The sequence below is a fragment of the Bacillus sp. HNG genome (assembly GCF_003400205.1).
In the GTDB taxonomy this organism is placed as follows: Bacteria; Bacillota; Bacilli; order Bacillales; family Bacillaceae_L; genus Ferdinandcohnia.
Window position 1 is genome coordinate 1 of record NZ_QUQV01000030.1, and the last position, 21,959, is coordinate 21,959.

At 38.7% G+C, this 21,959-nt stretch carries 20 protein-coding genes and 1 other annotated feature; of the genes, 13 read left to right on the forward strand and 7 right to left on the reverse strand.

Features of this window, described 5'->3' with window-relative positions; translation table 11 throughout:
* Positions 1 to 294 precede the first annotated feature (294 nt).
* Positions 295 to 531 (forward strand) — a binding site (T-box leader).
* Positions 532 to 615: 84 nt separating this feature from the next.
* The 4 genes from brnQ (at position 616) to DZB84_RS24015 (ending at position 4,887) form a co-directional block, all read left to right on the forward strand.
* Positions 616 to 1,965 (forward strand): branched-chain amino acid transport system II carrier protein, encoded by a 1,350-nt coding sequence (gene brnQ / locus DZB84_RS24000; protein WP_116354812.1) that lies wholly within the window; start codon positions 616 to 618, stop codon positions 1,963 to 1,965.
* 153 nt (positions 1,966 to 2,118) lie between these two features.
* Complete coding sequence (locus tag DZB84_RS24005; protein WP_116354813.1) at positions 2,119 to 3,117, forward strand: TRAP transporter substrate-binding protein; 999 nt, start codon at positions 2,119 to 2,121, stop codon at positions 3,115 to 3,117.
* Positions 3,110 to 3,592: a TRAP transporter small permease gene (locus DZB84_RS24010; RefSeq protein ID WP_116354814.1), complete on the forward strand. Its 483-nt coding sequence runs from the start codon at positions 3,110 to 3,112 to the stop codon at positions 3,590 to 3,592. The genes DZB84_RS24005 and DZB84_RS24010 overlap by 8 nt, the downstream gene beginning before the upstream one ends.
* The gene (locus DZB84_RS24015; protein ID WP_116354815.1) at positions 3,592 to 4,887 is read left to right on the forward strand and encodes a TRAP transporter large permease; all 1,296 of its coding nucleotides are present in this window, start codon (positions 3,592 to 3,594) and stop codon (positions 4,885 to 4,887) included. The genes DZB84_RS24010 and DZB84_RS24015 overlap by 1 nt, the downstream gene beginning before the upstream one ends.
* Positions 4,888 to 4,931: 44 nt before the next feature.
* Here DZB84_RS24015 and DZB84_RS24020 read toward each other — a convergent pair whose 3' ends face one another.
* Both DZB84_RS24020 and DZB84_RS24025 read right to left on the reverse strand, forming a co-directional pair.
* A complete protein-coding gene (locus tag DZB84_RS24020; RefSeq protein WP_116354816.1) occupies positions 4,932 to 6,113 on the reverse strand; it encodes a toxic anion resistance protein in 1,182 nt (393 codons plus the stop codon).
* Positions 6,114 to 6,119: 6 nt separating this feature from the next.
* On the reverse strand, positions 6,120 to 6,770 hold the full coding sequence (locus DZB84_RS24025; RefSeq protein ID WP_116354817.1) for a 5-bromo-4-chloroindolyl phosphate hydrolysis family protein: 651 nt from the start codon (positions 6,768 to 6,770) through the stop codon (positions 6,120 to 6,122).
* Between the two features lie 619 nt (positions 6,771 to 7,389).
* Between DZB84_RS24025 and DZB84_RS24030 the strand changes: the two genes are divergently transcribed.
* From DZB84_RS24030 to DZB84_RS24045, 4 genes are read left to right on the forward strand one after another with little or no spacing between them, the layout of a single operon-like run.
* On the forward strand, positions 7,390 to 7,776 hold the full coding sequence (locus DZB84_RS24030) for a GntR family transcriptional regulator (protein ID WP_116354818.1): 387 nt from the start codon (positions 7,390 to 7,392) through the stop codon (positions 7,774 to 7,776).
* Positions 7,773 to 8,669: an ABC transporter ATP-binding protein gene (locus DZB84_RS24035; protein WP_116354819.1), complete on the forward strand. Its 897-nt coding sequence runs from the start codon at positions 7,773 to 7,775 to the stop codon at positions 8,667 to 8,669. The genes DZB84_RS24030 and DZB84_RS24035 overlap by 4 nt, the downstream gene beginning before the upstream one ends.
* Positions 8,653 to 9,384, forward strand: a complete 732-nt coding sequence (locus tag DZB84_RS24040) for a hypothetical protein (RefSeq protein WP_142759863.1) — start codon at positions 8,653 to 8,655, stop codon at positions 9,382 to 9,384. Before DZB84_RS24035 ends, DZB84_RS24040 begins: the two co-directional genes overlap by 17 nt.
* Positions 9,384 to 10,079, forward strand: a complete 696-nt coding sequence (locus DZB84_RS24045) for a hypothetical protein (protein ID WP_116354821.1) — start codon at positions 9,384 to 9,386, stop codon at positions 10,077 to 10,079. The genes DZB84_RS24040 and DZB84_RS24045 overlap by 1 nt, the downstream gene beginning before the upstream one ends.
* Positions 10,080 to 10,111: 32 nt before the next feature.
* Here DZB84_RS24045 and DZB84_RS24050 read toward each other — a convergent pair whose 3' ends face one another.
* From DZB84_RS24050 to DZB84_RS24065, 4 genes are all read right to left on the reverse strand, one after another.
* Positions 10,112 to 11,254 (reverse strand): glycosyltransferase family 4 protein, encoded by a 1,143-nt coding sequence (locus DZB84_RS24050; protein ID WP_116354822.1) that lies wholly within the window; start codon positions 11,252 to 11,254, stop codon positions 10,112 to 10,114.
* A complete protein-coding gene (locus DZB84_RS24055) occupies positions 11,251 to 11,808 on the reverse strand; it encodes a phosphatase PAP2 family protein (protein ID WP_116354823.1) in 558 nt (185 codons plus the stop codon). The genes DZB84_RS24050 and DZB84_RS24055 overlap by 4 nt, the downstream gene beginning before the upstream one ends.
* Before the next feature lie 22 nt (positions 11,809 to 11,830).
* Positions 11,831 to 13,156 (reverse strand): UDP-glucose dehydrogenase family protein, encoded by a 1,326-nt coding sequence (locus DZB84_RS24060; protein WP_116354824.1) that lies wholly within the window; start codon positions 13,154 to 13,156, stop codon positions 11,831 to 11,833.
* Positions 13,157 to 13,703: 547 nt separating this feature from the next.
* A complete protein-coding gene (locus tag DZB84_RS24065) occupies positions 13,704 to 15,068 on the reverse strand; it encodes an MATE family efflux transporter (RefSeq protein WP_116354825.1) in 1,365 nt (454 codons plus the stop codon).
* A 166-nt stretch (positions 15,069 to 15,234) separates the two neighbouring features.
* Between DZB84_RS24065 and DZB84_RS24070 the strand changes: the two genes are divergently transcribed.
* The 3 genes from DZB84_RS24070 (at position 15,235) to DZB84_RS25115 (ending at position 18,130) form a co-directional block, all read left to right on the forward strand.
* The gene (locus tag DZB84_RS24070; protein WP_116354826.1) at positions 15,235 to 16,593 is read left to right on the forward strand and encodes an alkaline phosphatase family protein; all 1,359 of its coding nucleotides are present in this window, start codon (positions 15,235 to 15,237) and stop codon (positions 16,591 to 16,593) included.
* 64 nt (positions 16,594 to 16,657) lie between these two features.
* Entirely contained in the window at positions 16,658 to 17,911 is a 1,254-nt protein-coding gene (locus tag DZB84_RS24075) for an MFS transporter (RefSeq protein ID WP_116354827.1), read from the forward strand.
* Between the two features lie 42 nt (positions 17,912 to 17,953).
* Positions 17,954 to 18,130, forward strand: a complete 177-nt coding sequence (locus tag DZB84_RS25115) for an SE1832 family protein (protein WP_189655358.1) — start codon at positions 17,954 to 17,956, stop codon at positions 18,128 to 18,130.
* Positions 18,131 to 18,164: 34 nt separating this feature from the next.
* On the opposite strand, the gene DZB84_RS24080 is transcribed toward DZB84_RS25115, so the two are convergent.
* A complete protein-coding gene (locus DZB84_RS24080) occupies positions 18,165 to 19,523 on the reverse strand; it encodes a TolB family protein (RefSeq protein ID WP_411266286.1) in 1,359 nt (452 codons plus the stop codon).
* A gap of 158 nt (positions 19,524 to 19,681) precedes the next feature.
* Between DZB84_RS24080 and DZB84_RS24085 the strand changes: the two genes are divergently transcribed.
* Both DZB84_RS24085 and DZB84_RS24090 read left to right on the forward strand, forming a co-directional pair.
* On the forward strand, positions 19,682 to 20,047 hold the full coding sequence (locus tag DZB84_RS24085) for a DoxX family protein (RefSeq protein ID WP_116354829.1): 366 nt from the start codon (positions 19,682 to 19,684) through the stop codon (positions 20,045 to 20,047).
* Positions 20,048 to 20,253: 206 nt separating this feature from the next.
* Positions 20,254 to 21,747, forward strand: coding sequence for a peptide MFS transporter (locus tag DZB84_RS24090; RefSeq protein WP_116354830.1), 1,494 nt, complete (start codon positions 20,254 to 20,256; stop codon positions 21,745 to 21,747).
* The last annotated feature ends 212 nt before the right edge of the window (positions 21,748 to 21,959 follow it).

Below are 21,959 nucleotides of genomic sequence, written 5' to 3' on the forward strand. Positions count from 1 at the left end.
CTCGACACAATTAATGTAGTGGGACTTGGGGTGACTGGCAAGTCTTTTTTTATGCACTCATTAAATAAAGTGCAGGACTCTGCATTTTTTCGTTGCAAAGCTCTGCACTTTTATTTTGCAATAAACACTTTGTTACATCTTTTAATCTTATTAAAATGAATTGGCATTACTTTACCTTCTGACAATTCACATGGTTTTAATAATAGTTTGAATAATTTACTACTATCATAATTATAAAAAACGTCAAAAAACTTATTGACCTTCTCTCACATCCCTGTTATTATACCAATATATTAAAAATCGATGACGAGAAAGAGTACGATAGATTCTGTTCCCCAGAGAGTCGACAGTTGCTGAAAGTCGATGTTCAGAGCCATCCGAAAATCATCTCAGAGATGCAAAGCTGAAAATAGTAAGCTTTGACGGGGAGTCCGCCGTTACGAAGGAACACGTATGATAGTACGTAAGTGAGCGTCGCGCCTTTTTGGCTGCGGAATCTGGGTGGTATCGCGAGTTAACCTCGTCCCTATTATAGGGGCGAGGTTTTTGTTTTTTCGTCGGGACAACGGACCTGTCCCTCCGTCACAAAAATACTATATAAGGAGAGTAATTCCCATGAAGAAATTAGACACTTTATTTATCGGTTTTATGTTATTTTCAATGTTTTTTGGTGCTGGTAATTTAATTTTTCCACCGTTTTTAGGCGCTGGCGCTGGTACTAACTTTTGGACTGGTATGCTTGGATTTATCGTAACGGGAGTTGGTTTACCTGTTCTTGTCATCTTCGCAGTTTCCCTTGTAAAAGGTGGCGCTCAGGCAATGGGCGATCGAGTTCACCCTGTATTTAGCACAGCTTTTATGGTTGCTGTTTATCTATGTATCGGACCATTTCTTGCGATCCCAAGAAACGCTAATGTTGCGTTCGAAATGGGAATTACCCCATTTTTACCTGAGTCAACCAATACTGCACTAATTCTTTTACTTTTCTCAGTTGTCTTTTTTGGTATTGTCTATTTTATCAGCTTAAATCCTAGCAAAATGGAACAATATATGGGGCGCTTTATTGCTCCAACCCTGGTAGTTGCCATTGTTATTTTAATCGTTGTTGGATTATTTAAGCTTGATACACCTTTCCTTAACCCAACAGAGGGCTATCAATCGGGTGCGTTTTTCACAGGATTCCTAGAAGGATACAACACCATGGATGCTCTTGCTTCATTAGCATTCGGAATTGTTATCTTAAACTCCATTCAAAAAAGGGGTATTGAAAATCGTTCACAGTTAACAAGATACACGTTTAAAGCTGGAATGATTGCAGGTATTCTGCTTTCTGCCATTTATGTAGGGATTGGATTAATCGGCGCTAAGATGGCAGGTCAAGGCACTTTTGCAGACGGAACACAAATCTTATCTTCCGCTGCTACTTTATTATTTGGACCAAGCGGTACTCTACTTCTTGGCCTGATTTTCACATTAGCTTGTTTCACTACTGTAGTTGGACTAACAACTGCTTGTGGTCAGTATTTTTCAAATTTACTTCCAAAGTTAAGCTATAAAACAGTGGTACTTCTTGTAACGTTAGTTGGATTTACGCTTTCAAACCTTGGATTAGCACAGATTTTAAAAGTTTCTGTTCCATTCTTAGTGATGACGTACCCACTATTAATTGTGTTAGTAGTCTTAACCTTCTTTAGTCGATATTTTAAAAATGTCAAAGCCGTTTATGGTTCAGCGATGTTATTCACCGGTGTATTTGCCCTAATCAGTGGATTAAATGCATTCGGACTTGACCTTGGACCTGTTCAGGATATGAAAAATATGCTTCCACTTGCATCTGCTGGATTAGAGTGGATCGTCCCTGCTCTCGTTGGTACTGCACTTGGACTGGTGATGAGTCAATTCAGTAAAAAGGTAGTCACCATACATGACCTAGAAATAAAAGGTTACACAAAAATGATTGATTGAAAAGAGTACTTATGGTACTCTTTTTAAATGTTGTAATTTGTTTGTTTTCTAAACAAATCAATTTTACATAGTTCCAATTTTTAGGATAAGTTCTACTATCCAACACAAAATATAAAATGGAACCGCTTATTTTTTATTTTAGGAGGAAGCAGCATGAGAAAGATTGCCCTATTACTACTTGTTGGATTAATCGCATTTTTCATTGTAGGGTGTAACAATCAAGAGGCTGGGGTTAAAGAATTAAAGCTTGCCCACAACCAAACGTTAGACCATCCTGTTCATCTATCACTCGTGGAACTTGGCCGATTAGTTGAAGAAAAATCAAATAATAAAATCCAGGTGGAAATCTATCCAAATGGTCAACTTGGAAGTGAACGTGAAGTACTTGAATTAACACAATCAGGTGCTGTTGACGTCGCAAAGGTAAGTGCAAGTGCTTTAGAAGGTTTTGAATCCGATTACTCAATCTTCAGCTTGCCATACACGTTTGAGAGTTACGATGAATTTGAGAAAAAAATGAATGATAAAAATATCACCGATCAACTTTATTACAAAACCGAGGATATCGGCTTTATTGCCTTAACCTACTTCAATGCAGGTTCTCGAAATTTATATACGAAGGATCGAGAAGTAAAAACGGTCGCAGATGTGTCTGGTTTAAAAACGAGGGTTCAACCAAGTCAAACGAGTGTAAGTATGATCGAGGCATTCGGTGGTCTTCCTACTCCAATGGCTTACGGAGAGGTGTATACAGCCCTACAATCAGGAGTTATCGATGCTGCTGAGAATAATGAAACCGCTCTAGTTGGTAACAATCATGGAGAAGTTGCCAAATATTATATGTATACCGGTCACCAAATCGTACCAGATATGCTCATCATTAACGCAAAACGATACAACGAATTTACAGATGATGAAAAAAGAATCATTCAGGAAGCAGCAAAGGAAGCTACCCTTTATCACGAAGATGTTTGGGCAAAATCAATTAAAGAACAGACCGAAATCGCAAAAACAAAAATGGGCGTTCATTTTATCGACGTAGATAAAGACTCCTTCATCAATGCTGTAAAGCCACTTCACGAGGCTTTTGCAAAGGATGAAAAAACGAAAGATATTTACAAATTAATGAAGGGGACATCATCTAATGAATAAGGTAAAACAAATTCTGGACAAAGTATTAATCGTCTTCTCAAGTTTACTGCTTGTCTCCATGGTTGTACTATCGTCCTGGCAAGTATTATCTAGATATGTTTTTAATATTTCCTCTCCAGGTACAGAGGAATTAACACGATATATGTTAATTTGGTTTGGACTCATGTCAGCTGCCTATGTATTCGGTGCGAAAAAGCATATTGGAATTCTTTTTATAAGAGAAAAGTTTAGTCCAAAGGTACAGCTTCAAATTGAATTTGTAACCGATATTATTATTCTTTTGACGGCTGCCATCTTAATGGTTTACGGCGGTATTAGAATTGTCATACTAACTTCTGCTCAAGCTGCAGCAGCAACCGGTCTATCAATGGGAGTTGTTTATGCTGCCATTCTTGTGTCCGGCATATGCATCGTCATTTATCAAATTCACAGTCTGATGTCCTATAAAGAAAGAAAAAGAGAGGTGATCCTATAATGGAAACAATCGCGGGTCTTATTCTTTTTGCCACCTTTTTCTTTTTGTTATTATTTGGTGCACCAATTGCGATCGCCATTATCTTGAGTTCAGTTGTTACATTTTTATTTGTATTACCTTTTGATGTGGCCATTTTAACATCAGCGCAACGGATGGTTACAGGAATTGATAATTTTACAATGTTAGCGATTCCTTTATTCGTTTTATCAGGGATTATAATGAATAATGGTGGAATTGCCTTTCGACTTGTCAATTTTGCGAAGGTATTGGTTGGAAAGCTTCCAGGATCATTAGCCCACACGAATGCGGTTGGTAATATGTTATTTGGCTCAATCTCTGGTTCGAGCGTTGCCTCTGCTGCTGCAATGGGACGTATTATGACACCAATGCAAACGAATCAAGGCTACAAATTGACTTATTCGGCAGCCGTTAATATCGCCTCCGCTCCAACTGGATTAATTATACCGCCAAGTTCAGTATTAATTGTGTACTCTTTAGTTAGTGGTGGTACTTCAGTTGCGGCTCTCTTTATGGCTGGATATATTCCAGGGATTTTATGGGGTCTTGCCGTGATGGTTGTTGCTTATTTTATGGCAAAGAAAGAAAACTACCCTGTTTCGCAATTACCAAGTGCAAAAGATATTTTTTATATTATCTTGAGTGCTATTCCAAGTTTATTCTTGATTGTCATTGTAATCGGCGGAATTGTTGCCGGTGTTTTTACAGCTACTGAGGGTGCAGCTGTTGCGGTTATTTACTCAGTTATTCTTTCAATCATTTATAAAAACTTTAAACTTAAGGATTTACCAGCTATTTTTATTGAAACGATTGAAATTACGGGAATGATTCTCTTTTTAATTACAGCTTCAGCATTATTTTCACTTGTAATGTCCTATATGAGATTGCCTGAAGCAATTAGTACTGCTTTACTATCAATTACAGATAATCAAATTGGGATTATTCTTATTATCATTTTTATCTTGTTACTCGTTGGTACGTTTATGGATATTACACCAGCCGTCCTTATTTTCACGCCAATCTTTTTACCAGTGGCACAAAGCTTCGGAATGGACCCTATTCATTTTGGAATGATCATCTGTTTCGGACTTTGTATTGGAAATATGACTCCGCCAGTGGGAAGTGCATTATTCGTTGGTTGTAGTGTTGCGAAGGTTAAAATTGAAGAAGTGGTCCCAACATTATTACCTTATTTCGGGGTTGTTATTTTGGTGTTACTACTCGTTGCCTTTGTCCCACAAATTTCATTATTCTTACCACAACTGTTTGGATTATAAAATAGGTAAGGCTAGGTACCGTATTTTGGTACCTAGCCTTTTATTTAATCTGTTTTGATGTCTAGTAGTTTTTGACGTAATTCTGTTTCCATTGATGCAAGTTCAAGCTCGGCTTGGCGTCGCTTGTTGCGACCTTCTTCTTGGATCCTTAACGTTTCTTCTAATGTAGAAATGAGGTTTTCTTTTGTTCTCTTCAATGTTTCTACATCAACTAATCCGCGCTCATTTTCTCTTGCTGTTTCAAGCGTATTGCTTTTTAGCATTTCAGCATTCTTCAATAAAAGCTCATTTGTAGTTTTGGCAACTTGTTTTTGTGCTTCTACCGCATTACGCTGTCTGATTAATGTTAACGCAATCGCCACTTGATTTTTCCATAATGGAATCGCCGTCATGATTGATGATTGAATTTTTTCAACAAGTGCTTGGTTTGTGTTTTGGATCAAACGGATTTGTGGCGCACTTTGAATCGTGATTTCTCTACTAAGTTTCAGGTCATGAACACGTTTTTCTAAACGATCCGCAAATTGAACCATATCATTCACTTCTTGAACTTTCATTTGGTCATTAGTTGTTTCTGCTTGTTTCTTTAATTCAGGAATAACTTGTTTATGCATCTCTTCAAGCTTAAGTTCACCTGCAGCAATATATACGTTTAAAGCATCAAAATAATCCTTATTGTTATCGTAAAGCTTTTCTAAAATCGCAATATCAGATAACAGGACATTTTTACTTCGGTCAAGCTTCACACTAATTCGATCAATTTGAGCCCCTGTTTTTTGGTATTTGGATAGTACCTCTTGTACGGAATTAGATACTTTTCCAAATATCCGTGAAATGACAGATCGTTTTTCAGGACTCAATTCTTCAGGCTTCATGTCATCTAGACGGTGCATGAGTTCTGAAATAATTTTTCCAACCTCACCGACATCATTTTTTTGAACATGCTCAAGCATTGTGTTTGAAAATGAAAGCAGCTTGTTTTGTGCCGGCGTTCCGTACGAAATCATCGCTTGGTGATTCGTTGGGTCAATTTGTTTCGCAAGCTGTAGAGCTTTTTCCTTATTTTCTTCAGGCAATACATCGACTAATCGAACAGGCTTCTTTTCTTCTTGTGTGAGAACAATCGGATTTTCCTGCTCATCTTTCTTCTCATCAAATGGATTGGCAAGTAATTCATCCATTAAATTTGTCGGCTCTTTATAATTTGGAGAATACTGTTCACTCATACTCATTTACCTCCTGTTTTGATCAAGAAATGCATTATCATTTGCTTGTTTATTCGAGTTCTTTGCTACATCAATTTCGAACTGTAGGTCTTCTATATCATTCGAGAGCATTTTGTGTAAATCCTTCTCAATCGTCTGCGTTAATTCTTCAAGTACCCTTCGTGTTTCGTGCAGTGACCGCTCAAGTTCACTATTTTTCTTCGGTTGGGATGAAAGAAAAGCATACTTCTCCGTTAACTCCACAACTGAATCTAGATGTGAAAAATAGAATCGTTCAGCTAGGTAAAAGCGTCGCGGTTCACTTTTTGATAATCGATAAATTTTCTTGGTTACACGATGTAAGTCGACTCTTTGTTTTAATGACGGTATGTGACGAACGGAAAAAAGGGATTTATTAAGTCTAGCAAGTTTTTTCTTTGCTTCTTTTAAATTTCTCTCAATATACTGATATTCCTTCCTCGTTAGGCGATGTTTTCGCAAAAAGGATTGTTTTATTATGGCTGACGTTCCAAAATAGGCAATTCCGCCACCTACTAAAGCATATCCAGACGAAAGTAGGAATGTTTGATCAAATGCAAAAAAGCTTACTAACCAAACAGTAGCCGTTGTCGGCACTGAAATAAACGATTTAACAATAAAAGCGAGAAACGAATTCATACCATCGACTCCTAACATTTAAGTCTTACTATTATATACGAACCAACTCGAACGTTGGTTTCAAAAACTTTAGAGGGAAAAAATGGTGTTATTCATTGTATGCGCCGCCCTAATCAAGGGCTTGCCTGGTGCTGGGTTCTGGGTAAGGCGCTCTGAATTCTGGGGTCTGGGCTACAGGACTTTCTCTCCGGATGACTGCTTCTTTCTGGATTTCATCGTCTTGGATGAACGGGATTTCCACGACACCAGTGTGGCCTTTTACCCTTCATTCTCTCGATGAACGGGATTCCCACTTCACCACCACCACTACCTCTTCCCCTTCATCTACCCGATGAACAGGATTTCCGCACTACCAAAGCAACCTTTTCCCCTTCATATTCTCTTTTTCCTCAACTTAACTATACTATAAGATATTTATTCAAACTATGGACCTAGAAATTACAAGAATCTAAGACTTGAGGCGTATTTTCAACAAAAGCACTTCCTACAATTGTCTACCCTAATTATAGTCCATTTTTAAAAATTATAGTAAATTATCTGGAAATTCTTCATAGGATGTAGTATAGTACATTATATCACTAATGCACTAATGTACATATTCACCTAAGGAGGTGTTTATATGAAGTTTAAGCAGGATGGCGCAAAACCTATTTATGTACAGATTTCTGAATGGATTGAAACTGAAATTTTGAGTGGAGCGATACCTGAGGATCATAAGGTGTTTTCCCAGTATCAGCTTGCGGAGATGTTCAATATTAATCCTGCTACTGCTGCGAAGGGGCTCAATCTCCTTGCAGACGAAAATATCCTCTATAAAAAGCGCGGCCTTGGCATGTTTGTGGCGCCGAATGCCCCGCAATTTATTCTAGAGAAAAGGAAAAGTCAAACAATGAAAAATCTCGTTTACGAACTAGTGTTGGAGGCGGAGCGTTTAGGGGTTAGCGAAACAGAATTAATCAATCTAATTATGGAAGAAAAGGAACGGCAAAGGGGGAATCAGAAGTGAATGCGATTGATGTGAACAACGTATCAAAACTCTATGGTGATATGAAAGCTTTAGATCACCTCACTTTTACAATCAAGCCAAATACAATAACAGGCGTCATTGGGAGAAATGGAGCAGGAAAAACAACTCTTTTAAAAATTATCGCCGGATTTTACCCAGTTTCTTCTGGAGAGGTTCACGTTTTTTCTGAGAATCCGTTCAATAATTTAAAAATATCTTCCAATCTTATTTTTGTGGATGACAATATGGTCTTTTCGCCTTGGTTAAATTTAGCCGAGATTTTAAAAGCAAGTGCAGGCTTTTATCCGAATTGGGATGACCAATTGGCCAAACGTCTATTTGATTACTTTGATTTAAATCCAAAGCAGCACCATCATCATCTCTCAAAAGGTATGAAAAGTACCTTTAATATGATCATCGGTCTCTCAGCCCGCTGCCCAATTACAATCTTCGATGAACCGACAACCGGAATGGATGCGGCGATACGTAAGGACTTTTACAAGGCATTATTGAAAGATTACATTGCACACCCGAGAACCATCCTCTTTTCAAGCCACCTTCTAAATGAGATCGATAGTATTCTAGAAAATGTTCTCCTCATCCGGAATGGCAGTGTTGTGCTTCATGAGCCCAATGACGATTTGAAGGAGTTTGCGGTCGGGCTTCGCGGAAAAACGGACGTGATCGAACAAGTTACGAAAGGCATGGAAGTTATTTATGTTGAGGACTTCGGTCATGATTACACGTATTCCGTTGTAAAGGATATTTACCCAGAAGCAACTTGGCTTGAAGCGAAGAAGCGTGGGATTGAACTATCACCTGTTGCAACAGAAGATCTTTGTGTGTATCTTACGGCAAAGAATAAGGGGGGTATCAATGATGTCTTTAACTAATGCTAGTTTACTTGATGTTCTAAAAAAACAATTGTTTTTTAAGGTTCGCTCCTATTATGGTGCGTTTACAAGCCTTGTAACCGTGCAGGCCATTGCGCTATTGTTTTCTTTTAATGGCGTTGGTCAGATGGGGCTTAGTGGAATATCCATTTCCACCTACTCCGGGAGCATGATCTTTGTGTTTACGGCCTTCTGGGCTTTTATTACGGCAATCACACTAACGACAAAACCCTATCATTATATTGATTTTTCATTTGTAACAAACCGAATGAGTAGCCATCTATCCACGTTTGGAATGCTAGTGGTCTATTCATTCTTTGCCAGTATCACTTCGACTTTTGTTGGGATTCTGTTAAGGGTGATTCTTTACTTCAAAGAAAGCAACAAGTTGATCATCACCAATCATTTTTTTCTATCATTTTCTGATTTGTTAGTTGGAATTTATATTGGTGCCCTATACCTAATTTTGTTTGCGGCACTTGGATATTTCATTGGAATGTTTACACAAATAAACAAACTTTTCGGGTTCGTGATACCAGCCCTATTCATTGGATGGGCAATTTATGAAGGAAGAACCTTTGACACATTTAGCGGCTTTACGTTTTTTGCATTCGAAACATCCATACTTATTTTCACAATAAAGGTAGTGGTTACAGTTGCGATATTAATTTGGATTGTGATTGCGGCAACTAACCGATTGGAGGTTCGAAAATAATGTCAGTAATCGGTATTTTACTTCCTTTTATCATCTTGGTATTTATTATAGCTCTTGTTTTTCTAACCGTATTTTTCGGTAAAAAGTACACGGGCTCTAAACTTACAAAACTATTACTTGGAACGTATTTTATTATCTTGGTAGTGGCTGTTATTGTCTATTATTGCCTCCCAAATTCAACTATTGATTCAGTTGAAAGCCCTAATATGTCATTCGAGCAAATTCATCAAGCGATTGAACAAGAGACATTTGAAAACGTGGAAGCGATAAAAGAAAAAGAAAGATGGAATATCCCGTTTGACCAAGCGCAACTTAATATTCAATATTTAGATAACATTAACATGTATACCATTTTTGACCAGAAAGAAAATGACGACCAAACGATCGAGATTATTTATTATGTAGCAAATACACAATTCAATGGGTACGATTTTTACGACGAAATCCCAACACCAACAATCTCAATCCAGGGTAATAGTTTGATTGCGAATCCTGCAATGGAAAATGAGGTAAAACTTCATAGCTTTCATAATGATTTTGTGATTTCCCAATTTAGAGGTGGTGGGATAACAGATGAGTTTGATGAAAGGTTTAATGATGATAAGCCCCTTAACTATGATTTTCTCATCATCCGTGTTCCTAAAAATCTTGAATTAACCGGAAGCGAGTTTGTGAACTTTCTCGGAGAACAATGAAAAAAGGAAGGGGCTCCCCTTCCTTTTTATTATTATGCATATTTTTGTTTGCTTGGATCTTTTAATACATTTGAGTAGCTGTAAAGCAGGTTTTCAAAGATGACATCCCATTTTTGGGTTAAAGCGTATTTTCTTCCTTCCATTCCCATTCGGTTACGAACCCCGTCATTTTCGAGTAGATGCTGAATGGTATCCGTTATGTCCTTTGTGTTACCTGGCTCACACAAATAACCGGTAACTCCTTCTTGAACAACATTCTTAACACCACCGGCCTTCACTCCAACCACCGGTGTACCGCTTGCCATTGATTCGAGCATGACATTTCCAAAGGTTTCTGATGATGATGGAAAGACAAAAATATCTGAAGCCGCATATACCTCTGCCAAATCCGTTCCTTTTAAAAATCCAGTAAAGGTCATATTGGATGGTGCTTCTTCCTCCATTTTACTACGTAATGGACCGTCTCCAACGATGAGCCATTGAATTTGTTCACTCCACTCCGGTGGCAATGAGTTTGCAATGTCAACGAGTACTTCTACATTTTTTTCCGGCGCTAACCGACCCACATAAGTCAGGATAAACTTTTTTGAAACCTGATATTTCTCTTGAACAACATCCCTATTGTAATAAGGATTAAATAGTTCGCAATCCACTCCGTGAGTCCATATTTCGATGTTAGAAAACCCTTTTTCCTCAAGCTGATTTTTTGTCACAAGGGTTGGAACATAAAGCTTTTGAAAGGGACGATGAAACCATTTCATATATTTCCACAAAGGGTTGGATAAAAATTGCAAATCATAAAACTGTAGATAATAATCAAAATCGGTATGATACGATCCTACAAGCGGTATATTTAACTTTTTCGCATAGTAACTTCCCCAAAATCCAATATTAAAAGGGGTTGCAACATGGATGATATCGGGTGAAAACTTTTCGAGTTCAGCTCGAATGTGAAACATATTCGGAAAAGCAAGTCTGCACTCAGGATATAGGAAAAAGGATAAGCTTTTAAAACGGTGAATATGACTCGATACATATTCATTCGAATTCGACATCGGCGCAAACACCTTCACATCCATATTTTGTTCCTCTAAATAATCCGTAAACCTTTTTAATGTGCGTGCTACACCGTTAACCTCTGGATAGTAAGTATCTGTAAAAATCGCTATTTTCATAAGATCCCCCTTAAGGTAGACTCCGATAATTGAATGACCAAAGATAAGCTTAAAACTCCAGATGTGGTTCCTAAGATCCCACCCGCCATCACGTCAGAAGGATAATGCAAGCCTAGAAAGATTCTTGATAGTCCCACACAGATCCCTATAGGAAGTAGGAGGATGGAAAGGTATGGCATATATAAAATAAAAGGAATAATAACTGAAAATATCGCCGTTGTGTGTCCTGATGGAAACGAGTGGTCTGTTAATGCTTTTAACGGAAACTTTGATTCTTCCACTATTAAGTAAGGCCTTTTCCTAGGATACAGTTTTTTGATTACATGGACAGGTAGATGACTAATCGCAAGTGACAGCGCGCTTGCGATTGCCGTCATCCTTAGTTGATTTGTCGTCAAAAGGGCTAAAGCAAGACAAGTGATAATGGTAAAGGTAGCCCCACCTAAAAATGTGATTCTTGAGAAGAAAAAGTGTAGCCATTTTATATCATAATGCTGGTTCACTTTTTGAAAGATTCGACAATCAGCATTATAAATGGAATATAAAACCTTCATGTTCCATGTCTCCCCTTTGCCCTTAAAGCTTATTCGTTAGTGTTTTCACCACTGTTGGTCTGCCAATTGAAACATATAACAGTGGGTATTTCTGTACTTCTTCAAGTGGGTAGCAATTTCTTCCGTCAATCACTTTTGGTTCTTTCATATATTCACTGTAGAGATTTAGTGGGAATTGCTTAATTTGCTCCCATTCGGTTGTAATAATTGTTAGGTCTGCATGATGAATCGCTGTTTGGATTTCATCTGTATAGTCAATGGAATTCCCAAATATTTCTTTTGCATTTTTAATAGCGATCGGGTCATAAGCGGTGACACTTGCCCCCTCCTGTAGGAGCTCTTTAATGACCGTGATGGAGGCTGCTTCCCGTATGTCATCTGTATTTGGTTTAAAAGAAAGCCCTAATACGGCAACCTTCTTACCTTTTAATGAATGCATAATCTCCTTTGCCTTTACTACAGGAAACGATTTTTGACGGTTGTTGACTTTAATAACCGCCTCAAGTAGTTCAAAATGATGTCCCAAACTACCTGAAGTATGCATGAGTGCTCTCGTATCTTTCGGAAAACAAGAACCCCCATAACCAAGCCCTGCTCTTAAAAAGTAGGGTCCAATTCGTTGGTCCTTCCCAATCCCGTATGTGACATCATCAATGTTAGCCCCTACTTTTTCACACATTCTCGCAATTTCATTCACAAAGCTTATCTTTGTGGCAAGAAAGGCATTTGAGGCGTATTTAATCATTTCAGCACTTTTAACATCCGTTTTAATGATTGGAATTTTGAGAGGTTGATAGATGTTTTCAAGCACTCTAGCACTTTCTTCGTTCTCTGCCCCAATGACAATGCGATCTCCATAAAAGAAATCAACTACAGCGGATCCTTCACGCAAGAATTCAGGGTTTGACACGATTTCCACTCGAAGTTGAGGGAGCTTTTTTGAATCAATCATTCGTTTGATTTTTTCATTCGTTCCCACAGGGACTGTGCTTTTTGTACAAACAATCACATCATTTTCAATATGTACAGCGATTGTTTCTATGACGTCATAGACATAATCAAGATTTGCAGTACCATCTACATGCTGTGGAGTCCCGACTGCGATAAAAATGACATCTGCATGTGTATACGCGTAGCGTGGGTTTGTCGTGAAATAAAGTCTGCCTTCTATCAGGTTTTTCTGTAAAAGTGGCTCTAATTCCGGTTCATAGATTGGAGAATACCCTTCTTGTAGCTGTTCAATTTTTTCAGATTGGATATCAATGCAAATGACTTCATGACCGAGTTCAGCTAAACAAACACTTGTAACTAATCCAACATAGCCTGCACCCGCAACCGTTATTTTCATCTAACCCCTCCATCGCCTTTTACTACATCCTATCGAAAAATTGCGAATATTTTCTTTAGCTACTGTAAAAGAATTGTTAAGTTTTGGTGTAGAGAGAATGAAAAAAAGGAAGGGTGGCCCCTTCCTTTTTGCTATTTTGTAGTTATTCATGAGGATCAATGACATTTCATGACCTACGTAGTTTGGTTTTGTCTCTGAGAGCGAGTATCAAAGACATTTCTCTACATGTCCGGTCTGGTTTTGTCTCCGAGAGCAGGTCTCAATGACATTTCTCGACTTGCGAGGTCTGGTTTTGTCCACGAGAGCAGGTCTCAATGACATTTCATGACATGTGTGGTTTCGTTTTGTCTCTGAGAGCAGGTCTCAATGACATTTCACGACATGTGTGGTTTGGTTTTGTCTCTGAGAACAGGTCTCAAAGACATTTCATAACTTGCGAGGTCTGGTTTTGTCCACGAGAGCTAGTATCAAAGACATTTTAAAGTGAAAGTTCGCCCAATTTGTCTTAGAGAACTAAATCCAAGAATTCTATAGCCCTAATCGAAGCCTATCCCACCATCTTCTCCTCCGAAAACCGTGTGCGTTGTATATGAATAAGTCTCGCAGATAATCCGACACCTGCTGCGAGTAGACCAAACGTCAATCCGAGCCAGTAACCGGCTGCCCCTAAATCAGTGAAGTGGGCAAGCCCCCAACCGGCTGGTAAGCAGATGAGCCAGTAGGCAATTAATGTCATCACGAATGCAATATTGACATCTTTATATCCTCTTAAAGCAGCCTGTGCCGTAGCTTGTATGGCATCTGACACTTGGAAAAATAAAGCATAAATCAAGAATTGTGCGGTTAATGTGATAACCGCCGTTTCAGTTGAATATAGGCCCGCCACTTCAAAGCGGAAGAGAATTACAAATAATCCCGTTACAAGTGCGATAATCATGGAAAGTGCAATCCCAAGCCATGAGTAGACTTTCGCATCCTTATAACGGCGTGCACCTACCTCATATCCAACTAAAACCGTTAAGGCCATCGAAATGCTCACTGGAATCATATATAGGAACGAAACGATGTTTAAGGCAGATTGATACGCCGCAACGGTTGTAACTGAAAACTTACTTATTAAAATGGTTACAACTGCAAACATGCTTGTTTCAAAAAAGGTGGATAGCCCCATGGGGACACCAATTTTTAAAATCTCCATGCTTTCTTTAAAAGTAAACCCTCTTAGCCCCACGAAGACTTTATAAGATGAAAACGGTTCTTTCGCAATCACGATAAAAGCTGTAATGACCACGACTACCCAATACGTTATCGAGGTTGCAAGCCCAGCTCCCCCACCGCCGAGCGCTGGAAAGCCCCATGCTCCAAAAATCAACACATAATTTAATAGGAGATTAATAGGCACAGATACTAATAATACAAACATAACCACTCTCGTAATTCCTAACGCATAAATAAATGAACGCAATACATTAAAAATAAACAGTGGAATGATTCCAAAACTCAAGCCTACTAAATAGTCATGCGCCGTTTGGTGAACACTTTCTGGTAGGTTCATCATGTTTAACAACGGATTTAAAAAGATGACTCCCGCTAAGATAACCACTGCCCCAATGATGAAGCTTAAATAAATTCCACTCGATACAACTGTTGATACCTCATTGCTCCTCTTTTCACCAAATCTTTGGGCAGCAATGGGTGATACCGCTAGTAAAATGGCACTAAGCCCAGTGAAAATCGGATTCCATATCGAAGAACCGATGGCTACCCCTGCTAAGTCTGAAGAATTAAATCGCCCCGTCATGATCGTATTAAAAAAGACCATGGAAAACATACTGAGCTGAGTAATTAAAATCGGGATCAGCATCACAAAAATCAATTTTATTTTTTCTCTAATGGTGTGTGTTTCGTACATGATACGTTCTCCTTCATATTAAATCGAACATAACCACTATTATATTCTATCTCACATTGAAATGAATACTTTTTTACCTTCCCTTTACACTAATTTCATATTTTAATTGCCAATTTTCTGTTATATTAAAAGTAGATTATAAGACTTTTGGAGGATGAACATCCCTATGTCTCGACTTACAGATCATTTACTCGTCATTTCATTTGACTGTCTATCATCACTCGATTTTCCAATCATTGAAAAGCTTCCTAATTTTAAGAAACTATTAGAACTTGCGTCGTATTGCCGGAATGTTGAAACAATCTATCCTTCAGTTACATATCCATGCCATGCGACGATTGTCACAGGTAAGTTTCCGAGGAATCATGGGATCGTGAACAATACATTTCTTCAGCCTGGTCAGAGTTCACCGGATTGGTATTGGCATCGTCGTCATGTAAAAAGTACAACCTTATATGATGAAGCTAAAAAAGCCGGTATGAAGACAGCAGCTCTTCTGTGGCCTGTTACGGCTAAGGCAAATATCGATTACAACATGCCAGAGATTTTCGCAAATCGTCCTTGGCAAAACCAAATTTTTGTTTCCTTATTTAATGGAAGTCCACTTTACCAGTTGGAGATGAATCGTAAATTTGGTCACATACGAAATGGGCTTAATCAGCCTGAACTTGATGATTTCGTCCTAGAGTCGACGGTTGAAACGATTAAGACGAAACAGCCAAACTTAATGCTTGTCCATTTTGTCGATTTAGATTCACAACGCCATTATCATGGGTTCTCCTCGGAAGAAGCAATGGCTGCCCTTCTTCGCCACGACGAAAGACTTGGCAGAATTATGAATGCTCTTAAAGAAAGTGGAATCTACGATGAAACGACGATCATCGCATTAGGCGACCATAGTGCATTAGATGAATCCAAGGCAGTAAAACCTAATGTTCTATTAAAAAAGGCTGGACTTATTTCCGTCAATCCTGAGGGGAAAGTGATAGATTGGAAGGCCTACTGCAAAAGCTGTGACGGCTCCGCATATATTTATCTAAAAGATATAAATGATACTAAAACAAAAGAACAGGTAAGAGCTCTTTTAACAGATTTAAGCGAACATGGAGAGAATGGAATTGAACGCATTCTTTCTAGTAGTGAAGCTAAGGACAAAGGCGCTGATGACAATGCGACATTTATGATAGAAGCGCGCCTTGGCTTCTATTTCAAGGAGAATCTTGAAGGTGAGTATATCGATGAAATCAACGCTGAAGATGTCCGCGAAAAGCGCTATACGTTTGCAAGTCACGGCTACTCACCGGAAAAAGAGAACTACACAACTGTGCTCATCGCATCTGGAAAAGGTATTCGACCAAACATCGAAATTCCAGCCATGCACCTAGTAGACGAAGGCCCAACCTTTGCCCGCCTACTTGGCCTCGACCTCGGAAAAACCGATGGTCGTGTTATCGAAGAGCTTTTATCAGACCGGGGTCAAGGTGACCACGGGGGCCACGGGGACGGTTCTCCTGGTTCCGTCTAAAAATTTAATAAAATATGGGACCAGTGGAACCGTCCCTCTGGTTCACTTTTAAGGGGGTTTTGGGATGAAGGGGTTTACGAGAGAGGAATCGAGTTGGATGTATTATGATTGGGCCAATTCGGCGTATTCGATTATTATTACAACAGCTGTTTTTCCGATTTTTTACAAAGCTGCCGCTACGAATGCGGGTGTTGATGCTGCAGATTCAACGGCTTATCTTGGTTACACCATTGCCATTTTTACATTTATTTTAGCGATGCTTGGTCCTATTTTAGGAACGATTGCAGATTACCAAGGCTACAAAAAGAAATTTTTCACGTTCTTCTTTGCTTTAGGGGTGTCTGCTACAGCTTTATTGGCGTTTGTGCCAAGTGATAATTGGTTGCTCTTATTGATTGTTTATACATTTGCTGCGCTAGGCTCTACAGGAGCTAATGTTTTCTATGATGCCTTTCTTGTTGATGTCACATCTGAGGAAAAAATGGACCGCGTCTCTGCACGCGGATATGGACTCGGCTATATCGGTAGTACGATTCCATTCCTGCTTGCAATCGCGATTATTTTACTTGCACAAAAAGAAATTATACCGATTTCAGCTACAGTTGCCAGCAAGATTGCCTTTCTCATCACAGCCATCTGGTGGGGGCTTTTCTCAATCCCTCTTTTTAAAAATGTTCATCAGCGCTACTACATTGAGCGTGAACCAAACCCAGTGGCGAATAGCTTCAAACGACTAGGAAAGACCTTTAAAGAAATCAAAAAATACCGTGCCGTGTTTTTGTTCTTAGTAGCCTACTTCTTTTATATCGACGGAGTTGGTACCGTGATTTCAATGTCAACAGCCTACGGAACAGATCTTGGTATTAATGCTACAAATCTATTAATTGTGTTATTTGTGACACAGGTCGTGGCAGCTCCATTTGCCATACTTTACGGCAGATTGGCACAAAAGTTCACGGGGAAAAAGATGCTTTATGTTGGAATTTTTGTTTACATCATTGTTTGCGTGTATGCGTATTTCTTAAAAACCACTTTAGATTTCTGGATCCTCGCGATGCTTGTCGCAACTTCACAAGGTGGAATCCAGGCATTAAGTCGCTCCTATTTTGCGAAGCTGGTACCAAAACAAAATGCGAATGAGTTCTTTGGTTTTTATAATATCTTTGGAAAGTTTGCAGCCATTATGGGCCCGCTATTAGTTGGGGTAACAGCGCAAATAACCGGTAAATCAAACACAGGTGTCTTTAGCCTAGTCATCTTATTCATCATCGGTTTTATCATTCTTACGCGTGTTCCTGAACCAAGCCAGGCAAAATAAAGCATGTTATAATGTAAGAAAAACCTGGAAAGAGGCCAATTAATGGATAAAAAAGAAATAGAATACAAACTGCGCGAGCTAAAATTAGACTATGTCCGCCTTCAAAATGATTTAGAAAAATTAGATTCTGTGAACGGCAATATTTCACCGTTGGAGCGTCAAATTGCAGAGCTCGAGGAAGAAATCAGTTCATTGTCTAAACAACTGCGTGAAATGTAAAAGGAGTTGCAGCCTCGAGGTTGCAACTCTTTTTTTATAAAAACGCAATTGTTCTTGCGATTGAACTCAAATGCACTTCATCCGCCCATAAAATAAAGTAATTATAGGTTGAACCTTCAATTTTTACAGGGACAGGATATCTAACGATGGCGGCTGTCTGTCGATTCATTTCTGGGGGTTGATCTGCAGACGGATAAACCAAGCATGCCTCTTGACCGCTTATTCTTGTATCGTAAATGCGAGGTGATGAACCATATGGCATCAACTTGTGATAGGCCTCTCCCCTACACACTTCATGAATATCATCCCCACCACCGATTGCGGAAATTTGAAAAAATCCATTTGTCCCTTCATATCTCTCCTTATCTACCTGCTTCCAGTTTGATGGGTATCGGAATCGCACTTTATAGACTTCATTCGTATAGACCCCGTTTATAGGAAGTATCCCCCCTGATGACCAACTCAGATTTCCAATTGCATTTTCTCTCGTGAGCAGGACTGGGGACGGATTCTGTATATCTATCATCCACATTTCGGTAGCCAAGCCTTGCTCAGGGCAGCCTGATAAATAAGCAATCAAACGGTTATCAGGGGACCATGTAACAGGTGTTGCATAACATGTAGACTTCGTAAGTATCCGCTCGTTTCCACCGCGTTTTCCAACAATCCGTATTTCATTATAATAGCCAGTTCCTTCTGTATAGGCTGTAGCACTAAAGGCAATTAGCTGTGAATTCGGTGACCATGTTGGGTAGTAATTCTTTGCTTGCCCCCCGCCATTGATTTCGTAAACTTCTCCTGACATTAAATCGACTGTACGAATCAGTGAAATACTCGCTCCCGGTGTCGTATAGAGGGCAAATGTTCCGTCCGGAGATAGTGAAACTTCATGTAACGGCCCATCTGTATTTCTTGTGATTTGCCTTCTCCCAGAGCCATTTGTATGAATACGGAATAGTTGCTGGATGCCTGAAGAGTCGACTCCTTGAAAAAGAAGCTCCCTTCCATTTGGAAACCACTGTACATCAGATGCATTCGCAGCCGAAATACTTACTGCTCGGTGTGATAAAACATCATACATCATAATGTGATTTCGCGTTGTGTAAGCTAGTATTCGATGATTTGGGGACCAATCCAAGGTTAGGTCCTCATTTGGACCGATTTGATCGATGGCAGCAATTCTACCAGTTGAAAGGTAGATAACATATACAATACGATTTTTCCCAACAAAGGCAAGCTTACTAGCATCCCCTGACCAAAAAGGCTTTGAAAAAGAATCTGCTAACCCATTCGTAAGCTGTACCCGAGATCCATTTTGAAGATTAAATAGACAAATATCATATTGCCCTCCTCGACTCGACGTATAGGCAATCACCCCATTATAAAAAGACAAAATACTCATCCTCTCTAAAGATGTCTTTTGCCTATTTTATTCATTCAAAGGAAATGGGTTCGACTTACTACTTTCTGTATATTTATTTTTCCCTAGCCTAGTTGTAAGAATAGTTTGTCCCTCCAGGCATAGTGTTATAGAAAAGGAGGGAAAAAATCATGAAAAAATCGTTTTCTAGCTTAAATCTCATACAATACGCTGTTGGCTATGTGTTTATTACAGCTGGTGCGATGAAGCTGCTTAGCAATGAACTAAGCTCAACCTTTATGAATCTACCATTACCTGCACCAGAATTGGTCATGTATGTTGTCGCCATTCTAGAAATCCTTTGTGGAATTCTCGTTTTAATCAATAAGGAAGTGAAAAAAGCAACGATTCCATTACTCGTTATTATGATCGCAGCCATCCTATTAGTAAAAATTCCTATCCTACATACAGGCTTCATACATTTTGCATTTGCAGCAAGACTAGATATTGTAATGCTGGTATTATTATACATTTTATATAATTCACACCATAAGTGATTGAAAAAATACCCTTTTATAGAAACTTCAAGCAGATTGTAAGCGCAATCTGCTTATTTTATTGAAAAAATAATATATAAAACCCTTTCAGTCTATCGAAAATTGAAAACCTTATAAAATATGGTGTTAAATCGGAATTTTCTTATGTTTGACATAATGAAATTATTTAGATTATTATATCAACATACTATTTTGGAGGTTATGTTATGTCAGGCTATAATAGACAGAAAATTGTGGACAGTGTTCCTCAAAAGGGATTCTTTGGACATCCTAAAGGACTATTCACTCTTTTCTTCACAGAATTCTGGGAGCGATTCTCATATTATGGAATGAGAGCTATTCTATTATTCTACATGTATTACGAAGTAACTGAGGGCGGTCTTGGACTTAGCCAACATACCGCTATGGCAATCATGTCTATTTATGGATCACTTGTTTATATGTCAGGTATTATTGGTGGTTGGTTAGCAGACCGAATTTTCGGTACGTCAAAAGCCGTGTTCTACGGTGGAATTTTAATCATGCTAGGTCATATCGCACTAGCGATTCCTGGGACCATCACTTTATTCTTCATCTCAATGGTTCTAATTGTACTTGGTACAGGATTATTAAAACCGAACGTATCTAGTGTTGTCGGTGAGATTTATAGCGAAACAGATTCACGTCGTGATGCTGGATTTAGTATTTTCTATATGGGTATCAACCTTGGTGGCTTCCTTGCTCCATTAATCGTTGGAGAAGTTGGAATGAAGCATAATTTCCACTTAGGTTTCTCGATTGCCGCTGTTGGTATGTTCGTTGGATTAGTTATGTTTGTTTTAACAAAGAAAAAGAATCTTGGACTTGCTGGGACAATCGTACCGAACCCATTAGCACCAACTGAAAAGAAAAAAGTTTATACACAGATTGCTATAGGATTAATTGTTGTTGCGATTTTAGTTGCAGTTGGAATTCCTACAGGTATCCTAACATTTGATTCATTTATCGCACTTATTGGTATACTAGGCTTCTTAATTCCTACTATTTATTTTGTTACAATGTACCGTAGTGCAAAAACAACTGATGTTGAGCGTTCAAGAATCTTAGCGTATATTCCTTTATTCTTAGCTGCCGTTATGTTCTGGTCTATTCAAGAACAAGGGGCAACGATTCTTGCCAACTATGCAGATACACGAACACAATTAAACTTTGCAGGTATGGAAATTTCACCAGCTTGGTTCCAATCATTAAACCCATTATTTATTATTGTCCTTGCACCTGTTTTCGCATGGTTCTGGGTGAAGCTTGGAAATCGCCAACCTTCAGTTCCTAAGAAGTTCTCTTTAGGTTTGCTGTTTGCTGGTCTTTCATTCCTTGTGATTCTTTTACCAGGTTATTTTGCAGGATCGGATGCATTAGTAAATCCATTATGGCTAGTACTAAGTTATTTCATCGTTGTTCTTGGGGAATTATTAATTTCACCGGTTGGACTTTCAGCTACAACAAAATTAGCACCTGCTGCATTTACTGCACAGATGATGAGCTTATGGATGCTTTCAAACGCTGCAGCACAAGCTCTTAATGCACAGCTTGTTAAGTTCTATACACCTGAAACAGAAATGGCTTATTTCGGAATCATTGGTGGGGCATCTATCGTTTTAGGTATAATCCTATTATTCGTTTCACCTAAGATTCAAAAGTTCATGAAGGGTGTTAACTAATATTAAATAGACCTGTCCAAAGTGGTAAAGTGTTCCGATTTCAGGTACTTTATTACTAAATGACATTAAAAAAGACGTGTGAATTTGAACTGCCCCGTAAATGTTAGACACTCTACTAACATTTACGGGGTGTTTTTTTATGGCTAAATTTACTTCAAAGGAAAAGATACTAAGTGTTTTGAGATATGTACAGGGAAATGAACCAATGAGTG

Bases quoted from the DNA above. Each gene is read 5' to 3' on its own strand.
- brnQ (WP_116354812.1), top strand. From the start codon at position 616: ATGAAGAAATTAGACACTTTATTTATCGGTTTTATGTTATTTTCAATG.
- DZB84_RS24005 (WP_116354813.1), top strand. From the start codon at position 2,119: ATGAGAAAGATTGCCCTATTACTACTTGTTGGATTAATCGCATTTTTC.
- DZB84_RS24010 (WP_116354814.1), top strand. From the start codon at position 3,110: ATGAATAAGGTAAAACAAATTCTGGACAAAGTATTAATCGTCTTCTCA.
- DZB84_RS24015 (WP_116354815.1), top strand. From the start codon at position 3,592: ATGGAAACAATCGCGGGTCTTATTCTTTTTGCCACCTTTTTCTTTTTG.
- DZB84_RS24020 (WP_116354816.1), bottom strand. From the start codon at position 6,113: ATGAGTGAACAGTATTCTCCAAATTATAAAGAGCCGACAAATTTAATG.
- DZB84_RS24025 (WP_116354817.1), bottom strand. From the start codon at position 6,770: ATGAATTCGTTTCTCGCTTTTATTGTTAAATCGTTTATTTCAGTGCCG.
- DZB84_RS24030 (WP_116354818.1), top strand. From the start codon at position 7,390: ATGAAGTTTAAGCAGGATGGCGCAAAACCTATTTATGTACAGATTTCT.
- DZB84_RS24040 (WP_142759863.1), top strand. From the start codon at position 8,653: ATGATGTCTTTAACTAATGCTAGTTTACTTGATGTTCTAAAAAAACAA.
- DZB84_RS24045 (WP_116354821.1), top strand. From the start codon at position 9,384: ATGTCAGTAATCGGTATTTTACTTCCTTTTATCATCTTGGTATTTATT.
- DZB84_RS24050 (WP_116354822.1), bottom strand. From the start codon at position 11,254: ATGAAAATAGCGATTTTTACAGATACTTACTATCCAGAGGTTAACGGT.
- DZB84_RS24055 (WP_116354823.1), bottom strand. From the start codon at position 11,808: ATGAAGGTTTTATATTCCATTTATAATGCTGATTGTCGAATCTTTCAA.
- DZB84_RS24060 (WP_116354824.1), bottom strand. From the start codon at position 13,156: ATGAAAATAACGGTTGCGGGTGCAGGCTATGTTGGATTAGTTACAAGT.
- DZB84_RS24065 (WP_116354825.1), bottom strand. From the start codon at position 15,068: ATGTACGAAACACACACCATTAGAGAAAAAATAAAATTGATTTTTGTG.
- DZB84_RS24070 (WP_116354826.1), top strand. From the start codon at position 15,235: ATGTCTCGACTTACAGATCATTTACTCGTCATTTCATTTGACTGTCTA.
- DZB84_RS24075 (WP_116354827.1), top strand. From the start codon at position 16,658: ATGAAGGGGTTTACGAGAGAGGAATCGAGTTGGATGTATTATGATTGG.
- DZB84_RS25115 (WP_189655358.1), top strand. From the start codon at position 17,954: ATGGATAAAAAAGAAATAGAATACAAACTGCGCGAGCTAAAATTAGAC.
- DZB84_RS24085 (WP_116354829.1), top strand. From the start codon at position 19,682: ATGAAAAAATCGTTTTCTAGCTTAAATCTCATACAATACGCTGTTGGC.
- DZB84_RS24090 (WP_116354830.1), top strand. From the start codon at position 20,254: ATGTCAGGCTATAATAGACAGAAAATTGTGGACAGTGTTCCTCAAAAG.